At 58.7% G+C, this 16,084-nt stretch carries 17 protein-coding genes; 10 read left to right on the top strand and 7 right to left on the bottom strand.

Translation table 11 applies throughout. The annotated features are described in order from the left end of the window. Window positions 1-196: 196 nt before the first annotated feature. Window positions 197-1,417, bottom strand: coding sequence for a VWA domain-containing protein (locus F0319_RS22035; protein WP_127729467.1), 1,221 nt, complete (start codon window positions 1,415-1,417; stop codon window positions 197-199). Window positions 1,418-1,748: 331 nt separating this feature from the next. On the opposite strand from F0319_RS22035, the gene F0319_RS22030 reads away from it, so the two are divergent. Then, a complete protein-coding gene (locus tag F0319_RS22030) occupies window positions 1,749-2,870 on the top strand; it encodes a ribosomal protein uL16 3-hydroxylase (protein ID WP_149367781.1) in 1,122 nt (373 codons plus the stop codon). Window positions 2,871-2,931: 61 nt separating this feature from the next. Here F0319_RS22030 and F0319_RS22025 read toward each other — a convergent pair whose 3' ends face one another. Beyond that, the gene (locus F0319_RS22025; protein WP_133293710.1) at window positions 2,932-4,350 is read right to left on the bottom strand and encodes an aminotransferase-like domain-containing protein; all 1,419 of its coding nucleotides are present in this window, start codon (window positions 4,348-4,350) and stop codon (window positions 2,932-2,934) included. Between the two features lie 176 nt (window positions 4,351-4,526). On the opposite strand from F0319_RS22025, the gene F0319_RS22020 reads away from it, so the two are divergent. Continuing rightward, window positions 4,527-4,688, top strand: coding sequence for a DUF1127 domain-containing protein (locus tag F0319_RS22020; protein ID WP_149367780.1), 162 nt, complete (start codon window positions 4,527-4,529; stop codon window positions 4,686-4,688). A gap of 39 nt (window positions 4,689-4,727) precedes the next feature. Here the strand turns inward: F0319_RS22020 and pdxR are convergent, their stop codons facing one another. Beyond that, window positions 4,728-6,116, bottom strand: coding sequence for a MocR-like pyridoxine biosynthesis transcription factor PdxR (pdxR, locus tag F0319_RS22015; protein WP_149367779.1), 1,389 nt, complete (start codon window positions 6,114-6,116; stop codon window positions 4,728-4,730). Window positions 6,117-6,217: 101 nt separating this feature from the next. On the opposite strand from pdxR, the gene F0319_RS22010 reads away from it, so the two are divergent. Further along, on the top strand, window positions 6,218-6,697 hold the full coding sequence (locus F0319_RS22010; protein ID WP_023310248.1) for a carboxymuconolactone decarboxylase family protein: 480 nt from the start codon (window positions 6,218-6,220) through the stop codon (window positions 6,695-6,697). Here F0319_RS22010 and F0319_RS22005 read toward each other — a convergent pair. Next, window positions 6,684-7,586 (bottom strand): LysR family transcriptional regulator, encoded by a 903-nt coding sequence (locus tag F0319_RS22005; RefSeq protein WP_149367778.1) that lies wholly within the window; start codon window positions 7,584-7,586, stop codon window positions 6,684-6,686. The genes F0319_RS22010 and F0319_RS22005 overlap by 14 nt on opposite strands. A 100-nt stretch (window positions 7,587-7,686) precedes the next feature. Here F0319_RS22005 and F0319_RS22000 point away from each other — a divergent pair, with 100 nt between their 5' ends. The 7 genes from F0319_RS22000 (at window position 7,687) to F0319_RS21970 (ending at window position 13,306) form a co-directional block, all read left to right on the top strand. Further along, window positions 7,687-9,102 carry an aldehyde dehydrogenase family protein gene (locus tag F0319_RS22000; protein WP_149367777.1) on the top strand — a complete coding sequence of 472 codons (1,416 nt, stop codon included), beginning with the start codon at window positions 7,687-7,689 and terminating at the stop codon, window positions 9,100-9,102. Window positions 9,103-9,177: 75 nt separating this feature from the next. Beyond that, complete coding sequence (locus tag F0319_RS21995; protein WP_033144543.1) at window positions 9,178-9,501, top strand: antibiotic biosynthesis monooxygenase family protein; 324 nt, start codon at window positions 9,178-9,180, stop codon at window positions 9,499-9,501. Beyond that, window positions 9,494-9,871, top strand: a complete 378-nt coding sequence (locus F0319_RS21990; protein WP_149367776.1) for an amino acid-binding protein — start codon at window positions 9,494-9,496, stop codon at window positions 9,869-9,871. The genes F0319_RS21995 and F0319_RS21990 overlap by 8 nt, the downstream gene beginning before the upstream one ends. Next, window positions 9,864-10,559 (top strand): ArsR/SmtB family transcription factor, encoded by a 696-nt coding sequence (locus tag F0319_RS21985; protein ID WP_149367775.1) that lies wholly within the window; start codon window positions 9,864-9,866, stop codon window positions 10,557-10,559. The genes F0319_RS21990 and F0319_RS21985 overlap by 8 nt, the downstream gene beginning before the upstream one ends. A gap of 146 nt (window positions 10,560-10,705) precedes the next feature. Beyond that, entirely contained in the window at window positions 10,706-11,176 is a 471-nt protein-coding gene (locus F0319_RS21980; RefSeq protein WP_149367774.1) for a MarR family winged helix-turn-helix transcriptional regulator, read from the top strand. Then, window positions 11,173-12,240: an HlyD family secretion protein gene (locus tag F0319_RS21975; RefSeq protein WP_111964134.1), complete on the top strand. Its 1,068-nt coding sequence runs from the start codon at window positions 11,173-11,175 to the stop codon at window positions 12,238-12,240. The genes F0319_RS21980 and F0319_RS21975 overlap by 4 nt, the downstream gene beginning before the upstream one ends. Then, complete coding sequence (locus tag F0319_RS21970; RefSeq protein ID WP_149367773.1) at window positions 12,230-13,306, top strand: DUF2955 domain-containing protein; 1,077 nt, start codon at window positions 12,230-12,232, stop codon at window positions 13,304-13,306. The genes F0319_RS21975 and F0319_RS21970 overlap by 11 nt, the downstream gene beginning before the upstream one ends. Here F0319_RS21970 and F0319_RS21965 read toward each other — a convergent pair. From F0319_RS21965 to F0319_RS21955, 3 genes are read right to left on the bottom strand one after another with little or no spacing between them, the layout of a single operon-like run. After that, window positions 13,303-14,574 carry a DUF445 domain-containing protein gene (locus F0319_RS21965; RefSeq protein ID WP_111964132.1) on the bottom strand — a complete coding sequence of 424 codons (1,272 nt, stop codon included), beginning with the start codon at window positions 14,572-14,574 and terminating at the stop codon, window positions 13,303-13,305. The two genes, F0319_RS21970 and F0319_RS21965, sit on opposite strands and share 4 nt — an antisense overlap. A 3-nt stretch (window positions 14,575-14,577) precedes the next feature. Continuing rightward, the gene (locus F0319_RS21960) at window positions 14,578-15,231 is read right to left on the bottom strand and encodes a LysE family translocator (protein WP_149367772.1); all 654 of its coding nucleotides are present in this window, start codon (window positions 15,229-15,231) and stop codon (window positions 14,578-14,580) included. A 48-nt stretch (window positions 15,232-15,279) separates the two neighbouring features. Continuing rightward, window positions 15,280-16,023 (bottom strand): AraC family transcriptional regulator, encoded by a 744-nt coding sequence (locus F0319_RS21955; protein ID WP_149367771.1) that lies wholly within the window; start codon window positions 16,021-16,023, stop codon window positions 15,280-15,282. Between the last annotated feature and the right edge of the window lie 61 nt (window positions 16,024-16,084).

Below are 16,084 nucleotides of genomic sequence, written 5' to 3'. Positions count from 1 at the left end.
AAGGACGCCGCAAATACGCCTGGTAATCTGCGTCATTTGTTTATGGCAACAAAATATTGAGTATTATCGGCAAGTGGCCGAAAACGTTTAGACCTAAACTAAACTTATTATTGGGACGTGCGCATATCCGATTACCGCAAAAAAAGTTTCGCTGTGAAACTATATTTCTGGCAATGTATTCATTTTCTCTAATGTGTTAGTCACAACCCTGCGGTATATATTCCTTCACGGCGTTGTTCATCATCTTATTAAATTCCTGCGTATTATTGACAGCAAATACCTTTCCACCTGTATTGCTGGCAATACAGTTTCCGGCGCCGGTATTCATGATATCGACAACATTAACCTGTAATCGGGGCTTACGTTTTTTTAGCTCAAGCGCGACATCGCAAGGCGAGCCTCCGCATGTCTCTTCCCCATCCGTCACCAGTAGAATTATGGCATCACGGTCAACGCCATTAACTCGTTTCCCCGCCTCTTCTAACGCCTCTGCCAGAGCGGTTTTACCCACCGGCTGGATTTTATCAATTAACTTTTTTAGCTCAGCGCGTTGTTCCGGCAGGAAAGCCGGAGTTGCGCTCACCTGGTGGCAGTTAGCTGCGGCAATAAGGCTAATGTCCATGTCATTTGGCACGTCATCGATAATGTGTTTAGCGGATTGATGCGCGAGCGTAATGCGGCGAGGTTCACGATCGATACCGGGTACAGGTTTATCCTGCATCCACCGCATTATCTCTTCTGGTGTGGCATCCATGCTCATGGCCATAGAGCCAGAAGCATCAAAAATAATAACCATTTCAGGTGCCTGCTGTTTTGTCCGCTGTGCCGGGCAGAGCATTTTGACCTGATGCTCAGGGGCTGGCTGGACGGGAGAAACGGCAGGAGTGACTACTTTGACAGTCGGCCAGCAGCCGCGCAGGAGAACAAGAGCCAGAAGCAGAGCCAGCGCTAAAAGCCCCAGCCATAACCACCCACGCTTTTTAGGCAGCTGTTCTGCCGGCAACTTAGTTGCCGGCATGATGTCCCAGCCTGTAATCACAGGCTGACCGTCAACGATCCATATTCTTTCTGGTGAGGGCTGTCTGGCTATTTTTGCCAGTAACTGCAGTGTTTCGGGAGAAGTCTGCGCGCTAGTCGAGAGTGTTTGATGAAGTTGAGTGAGTGCCGCCAGCTTTTGTGAGAGGAGTATGGCGATTTTGTCTCGCTCAACGACGTTTAAAGCGTTAAAGCGTTGGGGTTTACCATTTATTTCGCTATACCATTCAACCGCACCATCTTCAGCCTGCTGAGGGCGGGCAAAAAGATTTAGATAAGTTTTAGAAAGGTGTCGGTCAATAAGATTATTTACGACAGAAAACGTTGAAATATATTCTTGTAAGCAATGTTCGCTCTCAACGGTCCTTGTGATTCTAATCATTGCCTTTAATGAGCCAGGTATGCAAAAGAAAATAGCTTAGAGCTAAATATAAAAAATGACAATCTCTAATACTAATCTTGTTCTTAAAATTAAAAAACTACCAGTTTTAAGAGGTAAGATGTCTTGAGTAAAAGTAAACATCGGACAGGGGAAAAGGTTCAGGAAAAATTATCATTTAAGTTTTACTTTAATACCACTTCACCTAATGACCAGGTTTATCATTGCCAACACGCGCGTGGCAGGCAAATCATCTGCGCTTGACCCACGACAAAGCACTTCCGCTTGCTCTCTTCCATAATCGCGCCTGTTTCCCTTCTCACTGGTGCTACCCATGGCGTATCAACTGAACCTGAACTGGCCGGAATTTCTTGAGAAATACTGGCAAAAACAACCCGTCGTGCTGAAAAATGCCTTCCCGAATTTTGTCGATCCGATTACCCCGGACGAGCTGGCAGGGCTGGCGATGGAGCCGGAGGTCGATAGCCGTCTGGTGAGCCATTTCAACGGTAAATGGCAGGCCAGCAATGGTCCGTTTGAGCACTTCGACGATCTGGGCGAAACCGGCTGGTCGCTGCTGGCGCAGGCGGTGAACCACTGGCATATGCCCGCCGCGGAGCTGGTGCGTCCGTTCCGCGTTTTGCCGGACTGGCGTCTGGACGATCTGATGATCTCCTTCTCCGTGCCGGGCGGCGGCGTGGGTCCGCATATCGATCAGTACGATGTTTTCATCATTCAGGGGATGGGCAGCCGCCGCTGGCGCGTGGGCGACAAGCTGCCGATGCGTCAGTTCTGCCCGCATCCGGCGCTGCTGCATGTCGATCCGTTTGAGCCGATCATCGACGAAGATCTGGCCCCGGGCGATATCCTCTACATCCCGCCAGGATTCCCGCACGACGGCTTTACCCATGAAACGGCGCTTAACTACTCCGTCGGCTTCCGCGGGCCGAACGGCCGCGATCTGATCAGCAGCTTCGCCGACTACGCGCTGGAAAACGATCTGGGCGGCGAGCACTACAGCGATCCGGATCTGACCTGCCGCGAACACCCGGGCCGCGTGGAGCAGTACGAGCTCGATCGCATTCGTCAGATGATGATCGACATGATTAGCCAGCCGGAAGATTTCACAAAATGGTTCGGCAGCTTTGTCTCCACCCCGCGCCACGAGCTGGATATCGCCGCCGCCGAGCCGCCTTACGCGCCGGAAGAGGTGCTGGACGCGCTGCAGGACGGCGAAACGCTGTCTCGCCTGAGCGGCCTGCGCGTGCTGAACGTCAACGGCAGCTTCTTTATCAACAGCGAACAGCTGGAGACGGTAGACGCGAAGGCGGCGGATGCGCTGTGCCGCTACACCGAACTCGGCCAGGCCGAGCTGGGCGATGCGCTGAATAACCCGGCGTTTGTCGAAGAGCTCACCGGGCTGATTAATCAGGGGTACTGGTACTTCGACGAGTAATGCGGCACGATTTTCTCCCTCTCCCTGTGGGAGAGGGGCGGGGTGAGGGCATCAGGCCGCACTAGCCCTCCTCCATCGCAATCACAATCGCTTCACCCAGCTTCTTCAGCGCCTCGCGGTTTTTCTCCGTCGGCGGCAGCGCCACGTTGATCCGCAGGCAGTTGCGGTACTTCCCTGAGGCGGAAAACAACGACCCGGCCGCGGCCTGGATCTTCAGCCGGCACAGCTGCTTGCTGACGCACACCATGTCGACCTTCTCCGGCAGCTCAATCCACAGCAGGAAGCTGCCCTGTGGGCGCGTGACGCAAATCTCTGCTGGAAAGTACTGCCGTACCCAGCAGGTGTAAGTTTCCATATTCTGCTGATAAATCTGGCGCATGCGGCGCACGTGGCGATGGTAATGACCGTCGCGAATAAACGCCGCCACCGCCATCTGCGTGCCCGGCACGTTAAACCCGCCGGCGGCGTATTTCATGTGCATCACCCGGTCGTAGTAGCGTCCCGGTACAATCCAGCCGACGCGCAGGCCCGGCGCCACGGTTTTGGTAAACGAGCTGCAGAGGATCACGCGTCCGTCGATATCCATCGAATGAATGGTGCGCGGGCGCGGGTACTCCGCCGCCAGCTCGCCGTAAATGTCATCCTCAACAATCACGATATCGTGCCGCTGGGCGAGGGCCAGCACCTGCTTTTTCCGCGCTTCGGGCATGATAAACCCGAGCGGGTTATTGCAGTTGGGCACCAGAATCACTGCTTTGATCGGCCACTGCTCCAGCGCCAGCTCCAACGCTTCGATGCTGATCCCGGTTTCAGAGTCGGTAGGAATTTCAATCGCCTTGATATCAAACCCGCGCAGCATCTGCATGGTGCCGTGAAACGACGGCGATTCCACCGCCACGATATCTCCAGGTTTGCATACCGAGAGCAGGGCGATTGATAGCGCACCGTGGCAGCCGTTGGTAATCACAATGTCGCTTGCCGAGACGGTGGAGCCGCCGTCCAGCATCAGGCGCGCGATCTGCTCGCGCAGCTCCAGGCGCCCGTCGAGCACGTCATAGCTCAGCATCTCGCCGGGGTTATGCTGTGCGATGCGGCTCATCTCGCGCCACAGGGGCTTCAGGCTCGGCTGGTTAATGTCCGGCGAACCGCCGCCAAAGGAGATCATCTCTTTGTCGGCGCGGGCGTCCAGCAGCATCATCACCTCATCCCACTGGGTAACGTCCACGGGGCGCTGCACCGGGCGCGTCATCGCCGGGACGGGCGGCTGGGCTTTTCGCGGTGAGACAAAATAGCCGGAGCGCGGCTGAGGGGTTATCAACTGGAGGTTTTCGAGGATCTGGTAGGCCTGCTGTATGGTGCTGATGCTCACGCCGTGCTCCTGGCTCAGCGCACGCACCGACGGCAAACGTTCACCGCTGCGATACAGACCTTGTTGAATGCGTTCTGCCAGAAGGTTGGCGAGATGTTGATAGCGCGTCATGCTGTATCCTTTGTTTTCACCATACAGATTATAAAACCAGTACAGATTGCTGCGAAAATTGGCATGCAGATACTGTTTTAGCGGATCTGTATGTTAAACAAAAGCTGTTTTTGCATCTGTATTGCACGGGTGGATTTCAGGGATGATAACCCCACTGGCACAGTGAGGAGAGCATCATGGAATTCTACGAGAATCGTTCAAAACGTTCGTTCGTCGTGTTTGTGTGGATCGGAAAAACGATCTGCAACTGGTATCGCATCAACCGTACCCGCCGCATCCTGAGCCAGATGAGCGACGAGCAGCTGAAGGACGTTGGTTTATCCCGCAATGATATTTAAACCCCAGGCCGGGTAAGGCGCAGCCGCACCCGGCGATGTTCAGCGCAACAGCTCGAACGTCTGCCGCTTCGGCCTTTCCAGCAAGTCCAGCGCCTCATGATACGACCGCACGTTGTTATAGCCCATCACCAGTCCGTAGCGTTTGCCCGACCCGCGATACCACTCCGAGAGCGCATTGACCTGCAGCTGCTGTTCCTGCCAGCAGCGCGCCACTTCCCGGTCACGGCTTCCTTTGGTCAGGAACGCCACGATATGCATCCCGCCGTCGTTTTGCTCGGTGAAAAACAGATCGCCATACACCTTCTGTAGGGCGGCAATCATCCAGTCGCGGCGGGTCTGATACAGCGCGCGCATCTTTTTCAGATGACGGAAAAAATGCCCTTCGTTGAGAAACGCGGTGAGGATCTTTTGCGTCAGCACCGGCTGGCCGCTGGTGGTGATGTCCGCGCAGTCGGTAAAGGCTCCGACGGTGCTGGCGGGCATGACCACGTAGCCCATGCGCAGCGACGGCATGATTGTTTTACTGAAGGTGCCCATAAAAATCACCCGGTCGTGCTGGTCGAGGCTTTTCAGCGACGGCAGCACTTTGCGGGTGTAGTGGAATTCCCCGTCGTAATCGTCTTCGATAATCCACGCCTCGTTCTGGCTGGCCCAGTCGAGCAGCTGCTGCTTGCGCGGCAGGGAGAGCGTTACCGCCAGCGGGCTCTGATGCGACGGGGTGACGATAGCAAAACGTGCGTCGCGATGGTAGCGGAGCAGGTAGTCCGTATCGATGCCGCAGCGATCGACCGGCACGGTGTGCAGGCGCGGCACGATCCGCTTGAGCAGCTGCTGGCCCATAAAATAGCCCGGATCTTCAAACAATACCTTGTCGCTGCGGCTGGCTAGGGTGTCGAGGATCAGCCGCAGGCTACCGCTGTAGCCGCTGGTGATCAGCACCTGTTCGGCGCTGCAGGACAGCCCGCGCGAAATGTTGAGATAGCTGGCGATGGCCTGGCGGAGCGGATACCAGCCCAGAACGGGCGGGTTGAGCATCTCCTCCTGACGCATGGCCCGCGTCGCCTGGCCCGCCAGCAGCAGCCATTTTTTATATGGAAAGCTGTCGAGGGCCGGGATGCCGGGGCGCAGAAACCCCGCCCGCTCGCGCTGGCTGATGAGCGATGCCGGAAGCGTGCCGGTGGGCTGTTCCGCGGGGGCTGTCTTGTCCGGCAACAGTAAGTCCGGGTTAACCCGCGTGCCGCGCGCCCCCTGGCTCACCAGATACCCTTCGCCCGTCAGAATGGCATACGCCGTTTCGACGGTTTTACGCGCCACCTTTAGCTCTTCGGCTAGCACGCGGATGGCAGGCACCTTATCGCCCGGCTTCAGCACGCCGCGCATGATGTTGTCGCGATAGCGGGAATAAATCTCGTGATAGCCCGGCTTCATGTCCTACCTCATTTCACGCTTTTTGTATCTTTTTACTATGTCATGAACGGCGTAGATTTGCCTCATCGCATGACACATGCCGCACAAAAAGAGGAAAGACAATGAGCACTCGCGTTAACCACCATAAAGTTACACCTGCCCTCGCCAACGCGCTGTCTGCCCTGAGCATGGAGGTGGCAAAAACCTCCATCGACCCGGCGCTGAAGCACCTGATTGACATTCGCGTGTCGCAGCTGAACGGCTGTACGTTCTGTCTGGATATGCACTCAAAAGAGGCCAAAATCGCCGGCGAGCGCGAGCTGCGCCTGTACCATCTGGCGGCCTGGCGCGAGTCCCCGCTGTTCAGCGCCCGCGAGAAAGCGGCGCTGGCGTTCACCGAAGCGCTGACCCAGATTGGCGTTCACGGCGTAAGCGATGCACTGTACCGCAGCGTGGCGGAGCACTTCTCGGACGTCGAGATTTCAGAGCTGAACTTCGCCATCGTGGCGATCAACGCCTGGAACCGTCTGGGGATCACCTCCCGCATGGCGCCCGGCGCGCTGGACGCGGCGTACGGGCTGAACAAGGCTAACCTGGAATAATTCCGCGCTCGCGGATCATCGCCACCAGAGTCCGCAGTCCCGGCGGGACGTGGCGATGGCCGGGGTAGTACAGGCGCAGCCCGGCAAACGGCTGCGCCCAGTCGTTCAGGACGCTCACCAGTTCCCCGCTTTTCAGCTCGTCCTGAATATAGAGTTCCGGCAAAAATCCCACCCCTAATCCTGCTTTCACGGCGCGGATCGAGGCAAAAAGATCGGACGTCGCAAAGCGCGGCGGCACGGCAAGGGCGTACGTTTCCCCCCGACGCGCCAGCTCCCAGCGGTAGATCCCGCCGTGGGCCATGCGCATGCCGATCCCCTGGTGTGAAAGCAGATCGTCCGGCGTTTCGGGTATGCCGTGACGGGCGAAATAGGCCGGCGTGGCGGTGACGAGCTGGCGGATCTCACCGGTCAGCGGTACGGCGATCATGTCCTGCGGGACGGACTCTTCGAGGCGGATCCCCGCATCATAGCCTTCCGCGACGATGTCGATCATTCGCGCTTCGCTGACGGTCTCTACGCGCATCTTCGGGTAGCGGATCATGAAGTCGATCAGCAGCTGGTCCAGAAAAAGCGTGCCGATATGGTTCGGCACGTTCAGCCGTAGCGTTCCGGCGGGTTCCCCTGTTTCGCTGTGGATCTCCTCGCTGGCGAGACGGATCTCCTGCAGGGCAGGGCCGATACGCGCCACGTACCGTTGCCCGGCGTCGGTGAGGGCCACGCTGCGGGTGGTGCGGTTGAAAAGTCGCGTCTCAAGGCGGCTCTCCAGCCCGGCGACGGCATTACTTACCGCCGTGGCGGACATCCCCAGCTCCTGCGCCGCACCGCGAAAACTGCCGCGCCGCACCACCGCCATCACTACTTCCAGCTCTGTCAGACCTGAACGATGCATAGATTATCCTGAAAATCGAAACAACCCTTGCAGCATAGCGTGGATTATCGCAACGGAGAAGTCGTGACAGACTGGGCTCACAAAGCCTGAGGAGGTTTATATGCACACCATCGAACAGATCTTTATTAACGGCGAGTTTGTTACCCCGCACGGTACCGAACGTTTTAACTTGTACAACCCGGCGACGGCGCAGGTTATGGGTCAGGTTCGCCTGGCGGATGAGATTGACGCTGAGCGCGCCATTGCGGCGGCAAAAGCGGCGTTTCCGGCGTGGTCGCAAACCACAAAGCAGGAACGCATCGCAGCCCTAAAACGTATGCACGCCGCCGTGGCCGCTCGCCACGACGATCTGCTGGAAGCGGTCATTGAAGAGTACGGCGCGCCCGCCTCGCGATCGGCGTGGATGGCCAGCTATCCGGCGGAGGTGATTGCTCAGGCCATCGAGGCGCTGGAGGCGTTTGAGTTTGTCACCCCCGCAGGTGCAGCGACGGTGCAGATGACGCCGCTTGGGGTGGCCGGGCTTATCACGCCGTGGAACAGCGACGCGGGCTTTATCTGCGGCAAACTGGCGGCCGCGCTGGCTGCGGGCTGCACGGCGGTGATCAAGCCGAGCGAAATGAGCGCCCTGCAAACGCAGATTGTCACTGAAGCGCTGCGCGATGCTGAATTACCGCCAGGGGTATTTAATATCGTCACCGGACGCGGCGAGACGGTGGGCGAAACCCTTAGCCGCCATCCGGACGTGGCGAAAATCTCGTTCACTGGCTCCACGAATACCGGCAAGGCGATCCTGCGTAACGCGGCGGAAAGCTTTAAGCGCGTGACGCTGGAGTTAGGCGGTAAATCGCCGACGATCCTGCTGGATGATGTGGATCTCGCGCAGGCGATCCCGCTGGTGATCCAGGCCGGGTTTATGAACAGCGGGCAGGCGTGCGTGGCCGGAACGCGCATTCTGGTGCCGCAGGCGCGCAAGGAGGAGATCGAAACCGCGCTGGCGCAGGCCGTGGCGGCGGTGAAATCCGGCGACCCGCGCGATAGCGCGACGGACGTCGGCCCCATGGTAAGCGAAAAGCAGTGGCAGAGGGTGCAGGGCTATATCCGTAAAGGTATCGAAGAGGGGGCACGCCTGCTGGCGGGCGGTGAAGGACGGCCGGAAGGCACGCGGGACGGCTGGTTCGTGCGTCCGACGCTGTTTGCCGACGTGAACAACCGGATGACGATTGCCCGCGACGAGATTTTCGGTCCGGTGCTGTGCGTGATCCCCTATCGTGACGAGGCGGAGGCGATCGCCATTGCCAACGACACCGACTACGGCCTGAGCGCGATGGTGCTGGGTGGTGATGTAAACCGCGCGCGACGCGTGGCGCAGCAGATTGTTTCCGGTCGCGTGCTGGTGAACACCCTGGCTCATGAACCGAAAGCGCCGTTCGGCGGGTTTAAGCACTCCGGTTTGGGGCGCGAGATGGGCGAGTGGGGAATTCGGGCGTTTATGGAGCCGAGGTCGATTGTGGGCTAAAACTTCGCTATTTACCGAAGCATTGTGCTTTTCCATCCCGCATGCTCTCCTCAACATCACCACGGAGAGACCCCCATGATCGCAGTCATTTTTGAAGCTAAAGCCGCGCCTGCCCATCAGGCGCGCTATCTTCAGCTTGCCGCAGAGCTTAAGCCGCTGCTGGCGGACATCGACGGCTTTATTGATATCGAACGTTTTCAGAGCCTGACCACCGACGGCAAAATCCTGTCCCTTTCCTGGTGGCGGGATGAAGAGGCCGTCCGCCGCTGGAAGCAGAACGTCTTTCATCAGGCGGCGCAGGCCGAAGGGCGGGAGTCGATTTTTGCGTACTACCGCATCCGGGTGGCGCAGCTGGTGCGGGAATACAGTTCCGAAACCGGAGGGCATGCCGATGTATGACGTTCATGTCATTTTTCGCGATACCCCCGGTGAACTGGCGCGGTTTGGACAGCTGCTGGGCCGCAACGACGTGGGGCTGGAGGGCGGTGGCGTATTTGGTACACATGCCCATTTCCTGGTGGAAGACGGGGAAAAAGCGCGACGCGTGTTGCTCGACGCCGGGTTTACCGTACAGGCGGTGCGACAGCCGGTGATCAGAAAGCTTAAGCAGGAGCGTCCAGGCGAGTTGGGCGAGATCGCGGCGGCGCTGGCGGCACGCGGCGTGTCTATCCTGACTCAGTACAGCGACCATGCGAATCACCTTATTCTGCTGACGGATGATGATAAGCTGGCCGCTGAGATCACCGAACCCTGGGCGGCCCATGCTTAAGACGAGTTTACCTCCTGACAACAGCGCGATGCTGGAAAAGGCGATTGCCGCGGTGGCGGCTGCCATGGCCGATCCGTCGCGCGTGAAGATGCTCTGTGCGCTAATGGACGGACGGGCGTGGACCGCTACCGAACTGAGCGCCGCGGCAGACGTCGCCCCGTCGACCGCCAGCGGGCATCTTGCCCGGCTGGTTGAAGGGCAGCTAATAATCTGTCTGTCGCAAGGGCGGCATCGCTATTATCGTCTTGCCGGGCACGACGTGGCGGCGCTGGTGGAACAGATGATGGGGCTTTCGTGGGGCCGCATTACCCCGCCGGAAACCAGCGCGCCGAAAGCCATGCGTGAAGCCCGGACCTGCTACGACCATCTCGCAGGCGCCGTGGCGGTGCAGATCTATGATTTCATGCAGGCGGAAGGCTGGCTGGAGGCTGACGGTTCCGCATTGACCCTCTATGGCCGGGAGCAGTTCCTGGCGCTCGGTATTCCGTTAAGCGCGCATCCCCGCCGGAAGGCCTGCTGCGCCTGCCTGGACTGGAGCGAGCGACGGTTTCATCTTGGCGGTGAGGCGGGCGCTGCGCTGCTCATCCACATGGAAAGCAAAGGCTGGATCCAGCGGGTGGCGGGGTATCGGGAGGTGGTGGTGACGGCGTCGGGGAAGGCCGCTTTAAAGAGGCTTTTTAGCCGCTAAAAACGCCCGGTGGCGCTGCGCTTACCGGGCCTACGCGTACATCGCCTCCAGTAACACCTTTCGCAATTCCTGCGCTTTTGCCTCTCGTTTCTTGATACTTACCCTGATAACTATTATCTTGACCGCGTGTGACGAGAGGTTTCCCCATGAGAGAAGAAGAACTGTTCTGTCGAAGGCCGATGGGCATGCGGATGGCGATGATCGTGCGCCAGTGGCGTGCCGTCATCGACGACGCCATTCTCGATACCGGTTTAACCCAGTCGAGCTGGACGGTGATGATGCAGCTTCATCAGCTCGGGGATAACGTCTCAATGAGTGAGCTTGCGGAGGTGCAGGGCATTGAACTGCCGCCGCTGATGCGCACCCTGACACAGCTGGAAAAACAGGGTTACCTGCTGCGCACCACATCGCCTTATGACAAGCGCATCCGGCTTCTGACGCTGACGCCTGAGGGAAAAGCCATATTAAAAAGGCTCACTCAGGTGATTGAGACGTATCAGGCGCGCGTATCGCAAAACATCGCGCCGGAACATCTCGACATTTTCAGCGCCACGTTGAATCAAATCGCCTGCAATTTGCGGACAATCCGCGAAGAAGATAACAAGACCGAAAAATAATGACCCCTGAACAAAAGTTTGCCCGCTGGGTAAGGGTGAGTATTGCCTCTTTCCTGCTGATGTTTGTCTACTTTATCGTCGCGGATATCTGGATCCCGCTGACACCGGACTCCACCGTAATGCGCGTGGTGACGCCGGTGTCTCCGCGCGTCTCCGGCTACGTGGCGGCGGTACATGTCCACAACAACAGCCAGGTGAAGAAAGGCGATCTGCTGTTTGAGCTCGACGACACGCCGTTTCGCAATAAGGTGGAAGCGGCGCAAATCGCGCTCGAGCAGGCACGCCTGTCCAATGAACAGCTGGACGCGCAGATCGCCGCCGCGCAGGCCAGCCTGAAAACCGCCGTGCTGACCGCGCGTAACGACAAAGTGACCTTCGACCGCTACCAGAAGCTGAGCACGCTGCAGAACGTCTCGCAGGCGGATCTGGATAAGGTTCGCACGACCTGGCAGAGCAGCGAGCAGTCCGTCAGCACGATTCAGGCCAACATCCGGAACCTGCGCATCCAGCGTGGTGAGCGCGAAGAACACCGCAACGTGACGCTGCAAAAATACCGCAACGCGCTGGATGAAGCTGAGCTGAACCTCGGCTGGACGAAGGTCTATGCCCTGGCGGACGGCACGGTCAGTAATTTGCAGCTGAGCCCTGGCTTCTACGCCTCATCCGGTTCCGCCGCGCTGGCGCTGGTGAACAACCAGACCGATATCGTGGCCGATTTCCGTGAAAAAAGCCTGCGCCATACCCATCAGGGCACCGATGCGGCCGTGGTGTTTGACGCCTTCCCGGGACACGTTTTCCGCGCCCACGTCACCAGCAGCGACGCGGGGATCCTGGCGGGGCAGGAGGCCGTTAACGGCCAGCTTTCCGAGCCGGAAACCTCCAACCGCTGGGTGCGCGACGCCCAGCGCATGCGCATTCACGTGACGCTGGACGAGCCGCTGCCGAAGCATCTGCCGACCGGCGCCCGCGCGACCGTGCAGCTCTACAATAGCGAAGGGCCGTTTGCGCGCTTTTTCTCCGGGATGCAGATCCACCTGGTGAGCCTGCTTCACTATGTCTATTAGTACCCTGGCGCGGGTATTTACCCCGCACGGCAACATCGTCTATACGGCAAACGATTTCCGGCAGACACTGCGCATCGTTTTTGCCGGGATGATTGCGCTCAGCATCTCCAGCTTTTACAACACCAGCTACGGCGTGTTTTTCGTGGTCTATCCGATCATGCTGCTGTCGCTGGTACCGGTGTTTAATCGCCACGTGGCAAAGCAGTTTATCTTCAGCGCATCGCTCAACTGCGTCGAAATGGTGATTATCATCGGCTACCTGTCGCAATGGCCGGTCATCATGACGCTGGTGGTCTTTGCCCTGTACGTGATGCGTTTTCGCTTTATGAGCAAGGGGCCGCTGTTCCTGTTTGGCTCAATGGGCGTGGTGTGCCAGAGCGTGATGCTCAACTTTATGAGCTACCCCACCACCAACTGGCACACGCTTTTGTTCTCCAACATCGAAGCCAGCGTGATGGCGGTGTGCCTGAGCGCGCTGATGAACTATCTGCTGCCGGACGTGGAGCCCCGCAAGCCGCCGCCGCTGATTGAGAAAGACGACGCCCGCGTGCGCCACGAGTCGCTGCTCTCCGGTACCGTCGCGACGCTGATTTTTGTGGTTTTTCAGATTAGCGACTTAAGCGATTCGCTTTCGGCGCTGATGGCGGGGATTTTGATCCTGTTCCCGATGCACTACCGAGGTTCGGTGATGAGCTCGATCTGGCGCGTGGTCGGCGTGGTGCTGGGCTGTCTCTACATTCTGGTGGTGCAGCTAATACTCTACGATCACAGCAGCCATATGCTGCTGATGATGCCGCTGATTGGCCTCGGCCTGGCGTTTGGCGCGCGACTCCACGTGATGGAAAAGGTGGGGGCGGGCGTGGGCTTTTCCAGCATCACCACCATCGGCATTATGTTCGGGCAGAACATGCACCCCGACACTGACCTGGTGTTCAGCGATCTGTACCGCATCACCTCTGTCACCTTTTCGCTGGTGGCGACGCTGACGATGGTCTTTCTGGTGCACCTGATCCTGAACCGCTTCGAGGCGACCCGCTACGTCATCGCGCCGCCAAAAACGGATTAATGCCCCAGCACGGCAGGCAGCTGCGAGAGTAAAAACAGGATCAGGCCAATCGTCCCGCCCACCAGGGTTCCGTTGACGCGGATAAACTGCAGATCCTTGCCAATGTTCAGCTCAATCTGGCGTGACATGTCTTTGGCGTCCCAGCTTTTCACCGTGTCGCTGATGTGGCGGGTCAGAAACGCCGCGAAGTCCGGCGCGAGGCGGTGCGCGGCCTGCTCCAGATGCTCGTTCAGCGATGCCCGCAGGCTCGCGTCGTTAGACAGCGTTTCGCCAAACCACAGCCCGGCGTTGGCGATGCGCTGCTTCACGCGCGAATCTTCACTCTGCATATCTGCCTTCAGCCACTGGCGCAGATCGGCCCACATCTCGCCCAGATAGCGGTTAAACGCCTCGTCGTTTTTCAGGTAGTGCTTGATGTTGTCGGCTTTTGCCGCCATCTCCGGATCGTTTTTCAGGTTGTCGATAAGCTTCAGCGTGGCGCGGTCGAACGCCTGACGGATCTGGTGCGTGCGGTCGTGGCTGATATCGTCCAGCAGCGTGTTCACCGCGTTCGACACCATCTCCGCGCTCTGATCGCCCAGCCACTCGGTGGGCAGCACCATCGCCTTGCGCGGGTGTTCGGTCTTCAGCCAGTGGACTATCTGGTCAGAGATAAACTCCCGCGTGCTCTCCCGCTGAATCAGGGTAATCAGGCGATTGATGATGGCGTCGAGCAGCACCTGATGGCGGTTGTTTTTGGTCATGCTCTCCAGCATCACGGCGCTGGTTTCAGTGAAATCGACCTTATCAATGGCCTTATGCACAGCGCGTTTGAGCAGGCGCTGAATGCGCCCGTCGTCGGTCAGTTCGAGAAAACCGCTCATCACCTGCATCAAGTGCAGCCCGACGCGCTGAGCGTTGTCGGGCTTGCTGAACCAGGCGCCGATCATCTGCGCAGGTTCATAGCGACGGATCAACGCCACCAGCGACTGGGTATCCAGAAACTTCTCCTGCACAAACTGGCCGAGATTGTCGCCGATCCGGTCTTTATTGCGCGGGATAATCGCCGTATGGCGCGAGATAAACGGAATGGGCACCCGGCGGAACAGCGCAACCACCGCAAACCAGTCAGCCAGCGCGCCGACCATTGCCGCCTCGGCAATGGCCTTGACGCCGCGCACCCAGAAGGTCTGCGGTAGGAACAGGGTGGTGATAAAGGCCGCGGCGGCAACCAGCAGCAGCGACAGCGCCAGCAGCTTGGCGCGTTTGAGTTCAGCTATTTTTTCCATGGGTTAAGGATAGAGGTAAGCGGGGGGAAAGTGCAAAAACCGCCACAGCACCCACCCGCCAAACCCCATCAGCACTGCCCCCGCCGTGCGCTCAATCCACCACAGCGAACGGCTGAGCTTCTGTTGAACTGACGATAATCCCATCAGGGACACCAGCGCCAGATCCCATGCCAGCACCACCATCACCATCCAGACGCCGCACGTTGCCTGCTGAAGCAGCGTGACGTCCGGACCCAGCAAGGCCGTCATCAGCGCCAGATAGAACAGCGCGTTCTTCGGGTTTAACAGCGCCGAGCCGAGCCCCAGCAGGATCTGCTTACGCAGAGAGGGGCGATGCTGTCGGGTTTCATTCAGCGCCAGTGCCTGCGGTTGGCTGCGCACCAGATGCGAGCCTATCCACAGCAGGTACAGCGCCCCGCAAAGCTCGATAAGCGTAAACAGCCACGTAAACTGGCGCAGCGCGCTCCAGCCGATAATCACCAGTAAGATATACAGCCCGTTGCCCGCGGCGATACCGACGCACACTCCGGCGCTGCCGCGCAGCCGATAGCGCGCGGCGTAGCCCACCAGCAGGAAGAAATCCGGGCCCGGGCTTAGCAGGGCGACAAAGTGCGCCAGCGCCAGGGCGAGAAAAGCGGAAGGGAAGAACAGTTCCATAGCAACCTCAGTTTAAAAATCTGCGGTCAGACTACGGCGCTGCAAACGCTATTTATTGTCGGATATTGATCGGCCCGTAGCGTACTGGCGCGGCGTGGCGGCGGTATAGCTGACGAAGATCTTATGAAAATGGCTCTGATCGGTAAAGCCGCTCTGGTAGCCAACGTCGGCGATGTCGTCCCCGGCACGTAGCCGCGCTTTGGCGAACTCCACGCGGGAGATGTTGAGGAAGCTGCCCGGCGTCAGGCCTGTATCCTGCCGGAAGGTGCGGATCAGCGTCTCCTTGCGCAGCGAGAATCGCTGGGCAAGTTCATCGAGGGAAGGCGGTGCGGCCAGGTCGGCAAGAAACGCCTGCCGCACGTGCTGGCTGGTTGAGCGAAGCGCATCTGCGTTTTCCTCGCATCGGGGAAGGGCTGAAAGCAGCGTATCCACGGATGCAGGCGACATCGTCTCAACAATATCAAGGTAGCGCTTAAAGAGCGTAGGGTCGCGAATCACCTGGAGCGCCAGAGGAAGATCGGTGTCGATATAGAGCATATGGTAGCTGCGCGGTTGCCCGGCGACGGGGTTGCAGCTGTGCGGCGCAGAGGCCGGGATCACAATGAGGTCCCCGGGGTTAAGGATGTATTCTCTGTCATGGCACACGCAGCAGGTCTGGCCTTCCATAATCGCGCCGATAGAGAGCTGAGGGTGACTATGGCGTTTATACGCCTGCGTGCTCCGCCACGTGCTGCGCAGCTCAAGGCCTGAGGCGCGGTGAAAAGTCTGCCGGATGTGTCGGGTATCGGTCATAAGTACTCCTTCTGGACGTTTTTTATACCACGTCAGCGAACCGTCTGGCAGCGCTTCATTA

Source organism: Enterobacter vonholyi, assembly GCF_008364555.1.
GTDB classification, from domain to species: domain Bacteria; phylum Pseudomonadota; class Gammaproteobacteria; order Enterobacterales; family Enterobacteriaceae; genus Enterobacter; species Enterobacter vonholyi.
This window is presented reverse-complemented; position numbering and strand designations above follow the sequence as displayed.